Origin of the sequence: Paenarthrobacter sp. NPDC090522 (genome assembly GCF_044769225.1) — a bacterium.
Lineage (GTDB): Bacteria > Actinomycetota > Actinomycetes > Actinomycetales > Micrococcaceae > Arthrobacter.
Genome location: NZ_JBIVXL010000005.1, coordinates 118,923 through 130,806, shown reverse-complemented (window position 1 = coordinate 130,806; position 11,884 = coordinate 118,923). Strand labels below are relative to the sequence as shown.

The window sequence follows — 11,884 nt, the reverse complement described above, 5'->3', positions numbered from 1 at the left end:
GACTGGCAGTAGTGGTTGTTCTCAGCGCTCATATCAACCACAAATGCCAGTCAATTGGGGGAAGGACAGCGATCAGTCCAGGCGCACGCCCCGCAGCATCAGCATCGTCCCGCCGACAGCAACGGCAGAGGCCAGGAACACACCGGCAGCACCGAGCCCAACAGCAACAACACCTATGGCACTCGGCAGGATCACTTGGCCTACCCTGTTGCCCGCGAGCCGCAGAGCCAACGCCCGCCCGCGCTGCCCCGGTGGCGCCTGCGCGGAGAGCCAGGACATGGTGAGCGGTTGGCCGATGCCAAGCCCGAGGCCAAGGAAAGCCATGACGACGAACAGCAACCACTCCGGCATGGGAATCGCGGCAACGGCAAGGGACACTGTGGACACGGCCAGGCTGAGGATCAACAGCTTCAAACGGCCCAGCGTCCGGGACACCCGGCCAAGCCCAAGCCGGGAGACCATGGAGAACACCGCCCGCACGGTCAGCATCAGGCCAACCGTGGCGGCGGTGATGCCGCGTTCGGCGCCCAACGCGGGCAGGAAAACAACAGTCAGGTCCACCACTGCCAACACTGTTGCACTGGTGGCGAGTGCACGGGCCACGCCTGGGGCGCGCAGCAGGGAAAAGGCGCTCCCCCGCGGTGCCTCGGCGGATCGTGAGGTTCGTCGACCGCTGCTCACCCGGGAGGAAACAAGGAACGTGGTGCAGAACAGCACCAATCCCATGGCAACGGCCAGAATGAAGATTGCCTGGGTGTCCGGCCGCACGGATGCACCGCCAACAAGCGAAATGGCGAGCGGTCCCAGCGCCTGCCCCAACGACGCCGCGAACGTCAGGTAGCCAAAGGCTGAGTCGAGCCGCGAAGACACCGCGTTGTTCGCCACCACCGCCTGCTGCCCCACAACACAGGCCAGCTGGCCCGCACCCAGAAGCGCCGTTCCGGCGATCAGCGCCGCTACGGACGTCCCCCAAAAGAGCAAGAATGTTGAGCAAAGAAGAACGACGGCGGACCCTGCAGCCATGAGCCGACGCTCGCCCAGGCGGTCCACCAGGTTGCCGATGGGCAGCGCGAGCAGCAAGGGAAAGACGGCGTAGCTGGCAGCGAGAACACCGAGAGCGAAGGCAGGGACGTCGAGTTCAAGGGCCCTGTACGTGGCCGCGGGCCGGACCAGGAACGTCACTGCCTGGATCAACGCAGAATGGACAAGAAGTGCCGTGGACGAGCGTCGCCCCAGTTCGCCGATCATTCGAGGTCGAGGCCGTTGACCGAGATCATGCGCACTGTCTCGTCCCGGGCTCCTATGACGTGGTCAAATGCGATCTTCGCCGCAGTGTCCGCGTCCTTCGCAGCCAGTGCGGCCACCAACCGGCGGTGGTCGGCCAAGGCTTCCTCACGACGCTCGGCAGAGTTGTTGGTGAAGTATCGGTACCGTTCCACCTGGCTGGCGATCTGCCCGTGGAAACGCAATGCCCAGGAGTTGCCGGCGATTGAGGCAATGGTGGCGTGGAGCGTGACGCCGTACTTCATGGCTTCGTCCGCGAATCCCACCATCGCTGCATTGCGCTCAAGGATGCCCTGCAGTTTTTCGATGTCAGCATCCGATGCGCGGGCACAGGCTTCGCGGGCCATCAATGACTCAAGGGCAGCCCGGACATCGTAGAGCTCGGATATGGCCGTCTCATCCAGCAGCGGAACCAGCACTCCCCCGGTTGGCTGCTGCTCAAGGAGGCTTTCGGAGATCAGCCTGCGGATGGCCTCACGCAGCGGCGTCCGGCTGACCTGCAGTGACGTGGCCATTGCGGGCTCGTAGATCCGCGTGCCTGGTTTGAGTTCAAGGTCGAGGATCTGCCTCTTCAATTCCGTGTAAACGAGGTGTGCCCCGGTGTTTCGAGGTTGAGGATCTGCCAAGGGTGCCGCCAATGAAGTGTGAGTGTACTTGTATACATCTATACAGCTTTGCCACGGTCAATCGCAACGCCGGGTCAGATACGGCCCATCCGGACGGCCAGAATGGGCCGTACCTGACCTCGCGTTGCAATCGACCAAGAACACTTCCGACCAACCCCGATCGACCGTGTTCGACTCGCTTGTGAGGCCCCAAACCTCCTCATAGTCTCGGTTTGCCCGGCTTCGCACGAAGACCGGCACAGACAAGCACCCAAGCCCCGATGACGAGGTACACCCATGGCGATTCCAAGACTCCGAAGGCCCGTGGCCGCTCTGGCGGCAGCCGTCACAGCAGCCACAGGCCTGGCCCTCCTGCCCACAGCACCAGCCGCACAGGCAGCCGACGCAACCCAGATCACCATCACCCCGAACCCGGCCAGCCGCAGCGAAGCGTTCGAAGGCTGGGGAACCAGCCTGGTCTGGTTCGCTAATGCGACGGCGGGATACTCACCGGAACTGCGGGAGGAGCTCTACCAGAAGGTCTTCGGTGAGGACGGGCTGAACCTCAACATCGCCCGCTACAACGTCGGTGGTGGCAACGCGTCGGACGTCGCGAACTACCTCAACGACGGCAGTGCTGTGGAGGGATGGTGGAAGCCGGTCGCCGAAGCGCAACCCGGCCATCCGGCGTCGAACCTTTACAACCCTGACGGAAGCGTCGACAAAACCCAAGCCAACAAGCTCGCCTTCCTGAACGCCTGGGACCCGGACGACCCCGCCTCCTACAACCCCGACGCCGACCAGAACCAGCGGTGGTGGGTGGAGCGTCTGGCCGAAGATCAGCAGATCACCCACTGGGAAGCCTTCAGCAACTCGCCGCCCTGGTTCATGACCAAGAGCGGCTACGTGTCGGGTCAGGTCAACACGAACAAAGGCGAAAACCTGCTGCCCGAAGCGGAAGGAAAGTTCGCCGCGTACATGCGGCACGCCGTCGAGCTCCTTGAGCAGGGCAGCGGCATCAAGGTGGACACCATCGATCCGTTCAACGAGCCCAACTCCGGCTACTGGGGCACGGACATCAATGCCGCCACGGGGAAGCCGCCCACAACGTACACGCAGAAGCAGGAAGGCGCGCTGATCTACCCGGCCGCGCAGGACCGCGTCACCAAGCTGCTGGCCGCCGAACTCGCCAAGGGCAGCACCAACGCGGTGATCTCGGCGATGGACGAGACCGATCCCACCAAGTTCATGACCAACTGGAACGGCTACAGCCAGGAAGCCAACGATGCCGTTTCGCAACTCAACGTCCACACCTACGGAACCAATGACCGTCGCAGGGTCCGCGACCTGGCCAACTCCACGGAGAAGCCGTTGTGGATGAGCGAAGTGGGCGGCTTCTGGACCGGCAACCCGGCGCTCGGCGACTCGACCAGCGGCTGGGACCGCTCCAACATCACCAATGGCTTGGGCATCGCGAGCCGGATGGTCAACGACCTCCGCGAACTCGAGCCGAATGCCTGGGTGTTCTGGCAGCCTGTGGAGGACACGTACAAGCAGGAGAAAGCCGACAAGGGCTGGGGTTCCATCTACGTCGACTTCGACTGCAACTACGCCGGCCGTGAGGGCTACTCCAACCGCAGGCTCAACGACGGCGCCGCCTTGGACTCGGCCAAGTGCAAGGTCCTGACCAACCAGAAGTACAACACGACCCGTAACTTCACGCACTACATCCGCCCCGGCGACTTCCTCATCCAGAACAACGACGCCAAGACGGCCAGCGCCCTCCGCGCCGACGGTACCGGTGCCACGCTGGTCCACTTCAATGACACCCCGACGGCGGAGAAGGTCACCATCGATCTCAGCCGCTTCGGGAGCATCGCTCCGGGCGCGAAGGTCACGCCGGTGGTCACCACCAAGTCGCCCCTGGACGACATCGAGAAGAACGCCCTGGTGAAAGGCGCGCCGGTCGCCGTCGACACCGCGGCGAAGTCCGCCACGGTTGAGGTGCCTGCCGCGTCCGTGGTGACGTTCGTCGTCGACGGCGTCAGCGGGGTTTCGGAGGACGCCGCACCTGTTGCGGACGGTCACCGCTACCACCTCTCCGGTGAGGCGAGCGGCAAGTACCTGACGGCCCGCACGGGCGGCGCTTCGATCCAGGACCTCGGTTCCGACGCCGCCGGAGTGGCTCCGCAGATCTGGACGTTCAACGCTGTTCGCCCGGACGACGAGTTCGCCAACGACCGTCGCTGGATTGTCACTGCTTCCGATGGGCGGGTCCTGACAGGCACCGGCGGTGTGTTGAATGGCAGCCAGTCCGGCGCAGCTTCCTTGGCTTCCCTCTCGCTTGAACAGGCCAGGTCCACTCCTTCTGCACAGTGGATAGTGACCACGGAGAACGGGAAACAGTGGACGTTGGTGAACGCTGGGGCCGCCATTTCGTTGCAGGTTTCAGGTAACCAAACGGCGGCCGGGACATCCGTTGCCTTGGCTTCATCAACTGGCACGACGGCCACCGCGCTTGCCAGCCCGCACCAAGCCTGGGCGTTCACGGACATCGCGGACCTGAAGCTGCTGGGAGTGGCACCGCTGGACGTGAGCACTCCCGTTGGGGCTGCTCCTGCGCTGCCAACCACCGTCACCCCCGTGTACAAGTCAGGTCCGGGCAAACCGCTGCCTGTGACGTGGTCCTCCGTCGACGCGGGCGCGTGGCAGAAGGCAGGCAAAGTGACGGTGTACGGTTCCGGCGTCGATCCCTATGGGCAGGCATTTGAGGCAGTCCTGACCGTGACTGTGGGCCAATACATTGCTACAGATCCTGCGTCGGTGACAGTGGGGGTTGGGTCTTCGCTGGGTAGCGTGCAGGCGGCAGCTCCGGCCACGGTGCCCGGCCAGATCGCAGACGGCCCGGCCCGCAATCCGCTCGCCGTGACATGGGATTGGTCTGCTTTGAGTGCCGCTTCTCTGGAAACGGCGGGAACTCTGACGGTCCCGGGCAAGGCCGGCTCACTTGATACCACCCTGACCGTCATCGTGGTGGACCGCGTCCCCGTGGCCAACATCTGCAAGGACGACCCCGCCACCACCGTCATGGCAAGCTACACCGAGGGCTCGTACATCGCGAAGAACACGTGCGATGCCAACCCCGCCACCCGCTGGTCCAACTGGGTCAGCGGCGGGCGCAACGGTGACAGCTTGTCCTACGCTTTCGGCCGCGACTACACCGTCTCCTCTGTGACAGTCACGTCGGCCGAGAAGACCGCGCAAAGCCTCAAGGTCCAGTACCAGGATGCAGCGGGCACGTGGAAGGACACCTCGGCCGGGGTCATTAATGGACTCTCGGTCACCTCTCCAACCACCGTTTCCTTCGATCCAGTCACCACCCGCGGTATCCGCGTCTCCTTCGTCACCACGGCCTCCTACACGAAGGTCGCCGAGGTTGCCATCGCCGGAACCCGCTTGGCCGACGCAGGATTCGCCGACCTCGGCCGACTCCTGGTCAACCAGGCATCAGTGGTCGGCTTCGCTCCCGGAACCACCGCGTACCGCGCGCTGACCTCGTCGGCGACTCCCGCCGTCGTCGGCTACCCGCTGGACACGAACGCGAAGGTGACCGTCCGGCAACCCACCGCGGAAAGCCCGACGGCGGTTGTCACCGTGACCGCTCCGGACGGGACCGTGAAGGAGTACCGCGTGGACATCTCCACGGGCAAGGAAGCCTGCAAGGACGACGGATGGAAGTGGAGCCCGTCGCCGATCTTCAAGAACCAGGGGCAGTGTGTGAGCAGCTTCGCCGCCGGTAAGTAAGAATCTGCGTTCTCCAGGGAGGCCCCCTCGGACGTGTTCCGAGGGGGCCTCGCTGTGCTCCGAACGAGCAATACGGGTCCCTTATTGTTATTTTCGGGCACAACTAACAACAACAGGCCTCCTTATTCACATTTGTGGTCCTAAGTGTGAATAAGGGAACCGCTACTCACCGTCCTAAGCCGGTCAGCTCCGCGTCCAACGATAGGGCGTGGTGGTTGAGACCTTGACCAGGCCGGAGCGCTCGAGGATCGGGCGGGAAAACTCGGTGGAGTCGCTGTTGATGAGCGTTTTGCCGTGCGCCAACGCGGACTGAGCCCGGCGGGCAGTCAGCGCACGATAGATCCCTCGGCCCCTCCACTCCGGTCGCGTGGCTCCGCCCCAGATCCCGGCGAAGTCGGTGCCGGGCACGGGTTCCAGACGGCCGGCGCTGACGATGCCGCCGTCCGCCTCGGCAACCCAGAGTTCCATGGCATCATCAAGCGAAAGCCGGCGAAGCAGCGCCTCCGCCATCTCGTCCGAGACGGGCTCGCCGAAGACCTTGTCCTGCATGGCGCTCATGGCCCGCACATCAGGTTCATCAACCACCCGGCGCAGTGTCACGCCTTCCGGCAAGGGCACGTCCTGGCTGAGCGCCCGGGCTTCGCCGATCATGATCGACTCCGGCGGGTCAGGCGTGAAGCCATGGTCCAGGAGTGCTTCGTGGAGCCGTGGGGCGTGGTCGTGACCGCGGGACTTCCACTCGACCTTTGTGATTTCCGGCAGACCGTCAAAGTAGGCCACGGCGTCCGAGACCAGCCCGCGGACGCCGACTTCATCAGCTCCGCCCAGGTCCCGGTACGTGATGAAGCCCCGGCCACCCAGAAAGGTCACCAGACGGAGTGGGCCGTGCTCTGTCACAGCGAGGGCGCTCGGGGTTTCCGCGTCGGTGCGAAGTTGGGCATCGTAGGCCGCGAGAAGGCGGGCTTTGGTGTCGGTTTGAGTCATCTGGATGAGCCTACCCATGGGATTCTGCTGAATCATTCTTGAATCAGCCGCCGTCTGCCACATCATTTCAAGGTCGGTCCCGGGTGCGGGAGGGAATGATCCAGCAGAATTTTTCACTGGTCGTCGAATCGGGTGAGCAGATCGGCCGGGATGACCGCGCCGTCGGGGAATTCGAAGTGGCCGTCGGCGTATTGCACCGTCTCCGAGGCACCTCCCCCGCCGGCGAGATGTACGACGGCGGCGTAGTCGCCGTCGCGCGCGGGACCGGCGGTTCCGGCCCACGGGATGATGAGTTCCGAACCCATCGGGTGGGCACCGGGCCGGAGGAAGGTCCCGGACGTATCCAGGACATTCCCGAACCCGGACACGGCGTGGACCGAGCTGACCACGGATGAAGCAGCATCTACGGGCCAGCCACCAATCCGTAACGCCGCCTCTGAGGCACCAGTAACCCGTACCAACCGCAGCTCCAGGGCACCACGCGTCGCGGACACCACGGTCACTGTCGGGCCGGGACTCGCAGTGCCGGAGACGCCGCTGCCGTGGTCCGGGCCGGCGTCGGGATCGGGCGTGATCCAGTTGGCGGTGAACCGGGACGCCCCAACGGAAAAGCCGTTCAGGGGGAAGGATCCGAGGTGCTCAAAGCCGGTCCGGTGCGTCAGGCCGCCGACAGGGTCGACGAACGCCACCGCGTTATCCAAGGACTCAGGCGTGAGGTCCGGGAACGTGTGAGTCGAGTAGCCGATCCGGGCGTACAGGGGCGAATCTGCCAAAACGGCCCCCGGAACGGCATGGTCCGTCCCGTGATTCCTGATCCGCACAACGCCATCGGCAACGGTGCCGTCAACCTGCCAACCCGGCGCCGCGATGATCCGCTGCGTGTCTCCCGATTCAACGGGCAAGGGCGCCTCCACGGACGTCCATGCCGGGTGGTCGGCGGGAAGGGCCAGGCCCAGCATCCCCTTCGCTGCCCAGTACGGCGATCCGAACCCGGAATACGCCTGCTTCATACTCGGAAATGAGCCGTGGAAGCCGATGGACAGCAGGCCTTCGGAGGTGACGGAGCCGTGCCGCGCGAAGTAGTCAAGCATCCCCGAGGCAGCCCGCCGGGCCATCCCCGGAGCCAAGCGGGTGTGCCCGGACAACTCCCCCACCCAGAACGACGCTGCAGCCGCGAAACGGTAGATCAGGCTCCGACCCTGGATCAGCGGGGCCCCGTTGGCTCCGACGAGGTAGGAGAAGTCGTCCAGGAAATCAGCCAGCCGGTCGCCGTCGAGCTTCTTGCGGGCCGCGACGCGCGGATCGTCGGGTGCCATCAACGCCCAGAGCTGCGGGTACACCTGGAAGGCCCAGCCCACGTAATGGTCGTAAGCACGTTCAGGACCGTCGGCGAACCAGCCACCGCCCCGATAGAGGGAATCGTGGATGGCGAGGCCGGCGTTGATGTCCTCGTCGGAGTGCCGCCCGCCGACGGAAGCCAGGAACGTTTCCACCACGATCTGGAACCACACCCAGTTGATGGGCGGATACTCCTCGCCAATCACGGTCTCGAACCACGCGATGAGTTGCTCCTGCACCCGCTGCGGCAACTTGTCCCACAGCACATCGCGGGTCATTGCCAGGCCAACCGCCAGCGACGCCGCCTCAACCTTCGCCTGCCCCAGCTCGCCGGGCGTCGGCCATCGGTTGGGATTCGCCGGGTTGGTCCCGGCATCCAGGCCGGCGGCGTACCACTCCGCGATCCAGCCAGTGTTCGCGGGGTCACCGGCGATCCGGAAGGAGGCGAGCAGGAACGTCCTGGCGAAGGCCTCCAGCGAATCGCTCCCCCGGCCGTACCGGCTGTTGGGTCCGGGCAGGTAGATGTTGGCGTGGTCCTCGGAACCGAAGCGGTGCACGGAGCGGAGCATGTAGTCCGCGTAGGCGGTCCAGTGTGAACGGGTCAGGCCGGTGTACGGGGATAGCGCGTGGTCCAACGGCGGGAGTTCAAGAGCCATCAGAGCGCATCCTCCACCAGGCTGACGGAAGCAGCACGCGGCGCCCCGACGGACGACTCCCGGACAATCAGTTCAGGGTTCAGGTCGATCCGATGCACCGGCCGCATCCTTCCCTCGGCCAGGCGCGCGGCCATGAGTTGCACTGCCACCTTCCCCACATAGCTCTTGGGCGGCCGCACTGCCGAGATGGCGGGCTCGGCAAGGTAGGCAACCTCGTCGTCGTAGCCCACAATTGCCATGCTTCCCGGTACGTCCACGCCGCGGTCCACGCAGTGCTGCACAAATGCCACAGCCTGGGTATCGGAGTGCACCAACATGGCGGTGGTTCCCGATTCACGGCACAGCTCCAGCACGCGGTCGAAATGCTTGGCCCGGTCTCCGTTGTCCAGCTTGGCCGAATCCTCGTGGATGGATTTGTCCAGGGGAATCTTCAACGCGTTCATGGCCTGCTTCCACCCACGGACCACGTGCGGGCTGGTAGGGCTCGTGGAATCGGTAAGGCATCCGATCATGCGGTGCCCCTCCTGCCACAGATGCCGCACGGCCATTCCCGCGCCGAATGCATGGTCCGTGGCCACCCACTCGAGCTTGTGCGCCGGGATCTCCGACGGCGCCCGGCGTTCGGCCAGGATCACGGGAATGGGCAGGGCATTGAGCCAGCGGAGCAACTCTTTGCCGTGCTCGCCACCCATGTCCGGAGCCACTATGAGCCCGTCGATGTTCTGGGTATCAAGCAACGCCTGCACCTGGCGGCGGTTGTCTGCGGCGTCGTAGGCGGAGCCACGGACCGCGATCCGGAGGTTCTGAACCTCGGCCTCGCCGCGGGCACCGCTGATGACCTGCGGCCAGTAATAGTCCAGGGACGGGACAACCATGCCGATCGAGTAGCTGTGGGAGGTGGCCCGCCCGGCCGTGGATCGGTCCAGCGGACTCGGAAGTGTTGCGCCGCCGTGTACACGGGACACGAGTCCTTCGTCGGCGAGGATGTTCACGTCGCGCCGGATGGTCAGTTCGCTGACTCCCAGTTTGGCGGCGATGTCGCGGACAGTGATGGCCCCGTGGGCGCGCAACTCCTCCATCAACCGCTCACGGCGTTGCAGCGAGAACAGCGACTTTCCGCCGGATTCCTGGCCTGGTTCAGTGCTCATGTGGTGCCTCCAGAGTGAGGGTGAACGCGCCGGAAGCGCGGGTTTCGGCGGGCATGCGGAACCGCAGCCGGGTCAGCTTGTCGCCCCAGATATCGCCCAGCAGCGGATCGTCGAGGTGCCATTCGTCCACGAGCATGACGGCGGTCTCGGGCTTCCAGCGCAGCTGGACTCCGCGGCCGCCCGCCACAGTCGGGATGCCCTCAGGGGTGATGGTCGCCGTCGCGTCCTGGCCCAAGCGGACGGTGCCGGCAGCCAGATAGGTGATGTCGACGTCGTCCGTTCCTTCCGGTGCCGGGGACGGGAGGTTCCAGCGGTCATCGATGACTACGGTCCTGGCCTCCCGGTTCAGGATCGAGGTGCGGATCCACTGCTCAGGATGGTCGAGCCCATAGGCGGCGCCGAGGCCCAGCGCAAGCATTGGCTCATCAGGAGTGGGTTGCTGCAGGACGGTTGCCCCGAACTCCGAGCCCGTCCCTTGTTCGAGCCCAAACGGTGCCGGGACGCTGTGCCACGCACTTTGCATGGCCCTGATCTGGTAGCGATCGGGGCCGAACGTTTGCGCGGTGTACGTGGGTTGGCCGGCGTCGACCAGGAGGGGCACACCGTCCATGGCAACCACGACGGAGCCTACATCCCGGTGGTTATGGTGCTCGCCGTTGTGCCCGCCCTTGGCCGCAAGCGTGAGCCCGTCCGTTGACCCGGGAGTCTGCCGGGCAAGCATGATCTGCACGGACGGGAGCCACGTCCCCCAACTGGGTCGCAGTTGTGCGCGTTTTGAGGGCTCAAAACGCGCACTGCTGCGACTCAGTTGGGTGAGGACGCGGCCCAGTCCGGCGGCTGGGTTGGGTTCAGGCTCGACGGCGGCAAAGGTTGCGGCGAGTTGGGCGGCATGGGAATCCCCCAGGCGGACGGCCCAGCGATGCAGCATGTCCCAGGGCAAGGAGTCGGCCGCGCGGGCAGGGCCGTCGGCGACGTTGAGGAACCAGGACCCGCCGAGGTGCATGCTGCCAGGGAACGCTACCAGGGCACGGACCACCGGGAGATCGGGATTGAGCCCCGCGGCTTGCTCAAGCAGTGCCAAACCCTCCAAAGCGCGGCCGGCCCCGTTCCACCAGTAGGCAAAGCCCTCGTCGATCGCCCCATCTGCTGGAATCGCGGCGAGGAAGCGGTCCAGGCCCTCGATGCAGCGGGCAATGACCGTGGCCTGCAGCTCGGGATCGTCAACCAACAGCAACGCTGCGGCGATGATGTTGGTGTGGATCCACGGGTTCCAGTTGTGCACGTCGCCGTTGAGGCCCAGCCAGTGCCAATCGAGCCTGTCCAGGAACGGACTGATCGCGCGCTCGTGCGCCTCAAGGCGAAGGCGTTTCCGCAGGCCAGGGGCACGCTCCTCCAGCTGGGAGCCCAGGACGTGGTCCAGCCACGCAAGCTGTGCCACCACTTCCCCGGTACCAAGATCGAGGTACGGGCGCGAAGGGTCCGGGACTACCTCGCCGGAACGGGTGAACACATCGTCGTGCGCAGCCCAACTCCACGAGCTCTGCTCGCACAGCAGGTACGCACCGTCGATCACCTCGTCCAGCCAGCCCTCACCGGAGTCGGGCCCGGAGACAGCAGCCATGACGACGGCGCGTGTCAGCCGCTGCTGTCGGCTCGCCACGAGTCCCTCGTACTTCGTGCGGTTTCCGTCGCGGAAATAGCGTGCGTAGTGGGACACCAGCGGTTGCGGCCAAGGGGTGCCCTTCTCGGTGGCTGCTTGCTCGGCCAGGGCCTGAAGGGGAGCCTGGCCGATGCGCTGCCACCCGCCGTCGGACGCCGGGCGCACGGTGAGCCGGGAGCGGGCGTCGCGGAGCGAGGTCAGCAAAGCCGGAACGGCGGCCTCGGTGCCCCACGCGGTGCGCAGCGGCGGCGCGTCCACAGTGACGGCGCCGGAAGGTTTCAGCATGGAATTCTTCTCTCAGATGTTCGAGTATGAACGTTTTAGATCAAGCTCGATTGAGTTGAATGAACTGTCTTGTTCATGAGTATGTACTGATTATTAGATGTGATGCAACACATAAATCAC

At 65.1% G+C, this 11,884-nt stretch carries 7 protein-coding genes; 1 reads left to right on the top strand and 6 read right to left on the bottom strand.

Annotated elements, in window-relative coordinates; all coding sequences use genetic code 11:
- Window positions 1-72: 72 nt before the first annotated feature.
- The gene (locus ACIQT2_RS07930; protein ID WP_402945252.1) at window positions 73-1,248 is read right to left on the bottom strand and encodes an MFS transporter; all 1,176 of its coding nucleotides are present in this window, start codon (window positions 1,246-1,248) and stop codon (window positions 73-75) included.
- Window positions 1,245-1,910, bottom strand: coding sequence for a GntR family transcriptional regulator (locus tag ACIQT2_RS07925; protein WP_402945249.1), 666 nt, complete (start codon window positions 1,908-1,910; stop codon window positions 1,245-1,247). The genes ACIQT2_RS07930 and ACIQT2_RS07925 overlap by 4 nt, the downstream gene beginning before the upstream one ends.
- Window positions 1,911-2,186: 276 nt before the next feature.
- On the opposite strand from ACIQT2_RS07925, the gene ACIQT2_RS07920 reads away from it, so the two are divergent.
- On the top strand, window positions 2,187-5,693 hold the full coding sequence (locus ACIQT2_RS07920; RefSeq protein ID WP_402945246.1) for an Ig-like domain-containing protein: 3,507 nt from the start codon (window positions 2,187-2,189) through the stop codon (window positions 5,691-5,693).
- Window positions 5,694-5,876: 183 nt separating this feature from the next.
- On the opposite strand, the gene ACIQT2_RS07915 is transcribed toward ACIQT2_RS07920, so the two are convergent.
- From ACIQT2_RS07915 to ACIQT2_RS07900, 4 genes are all read right to left on the bottom strand, one after another.
- A complete protein-coding gene (locus tag ACIQT2_RS07915) occupies window positions 5,877-6,677 on the bottom strand; it encodes a GNAT family N-acetyltransferase (RefSeq protein WP_402945243.1) in 801 nt (266 codons plus the stop codon).
- 113 nt (window positions 6,678-6,790) lie between these two features.
- The gene (locus tag ACIQT2_RS07910) at window positions 6,791-8,671 is read right to left on the bottom strand and encodes a DUF2264 domain-containing protein (protein WP_402945242.1); all 1,881 of its coding nucleotides are present in this window, start codon (window positions 8,669-8,671) and stop codon (window positions 6,791-6,793) included.
- A complete protein-coding gene (locus tag ACIQT2_RS07905) occupies window positions 8,671-9,819 on the bottom strand; it encodes a LacI family DNA-binding transcriptional regulator (RefSeq protein WP_402945239.1) in 1,149 nt (382 codons plus the stop codon). The genes ACIQT2_RS07910 and ACIQT2_RS07905 overlap by 1 nt, the downstream gene beginning before the upstream one ends.
- Entirely contained in the window at window positions 9,809-11,764 is a 1,956-nt protein-coding gene (locus tag ACIQT2_RS07900; RefSeq protein ID WP_402945236.1) for a heparinase, read from the bottom strand. The genes ACIQT2_RS07905 and ACIQT2_RS07900 overlap by 11 nt, the downstream gene beginning before the upstream one ends.
- Between the last annotated feature and the right edge of the window lie 120 nt (window positions 11,765-11,884).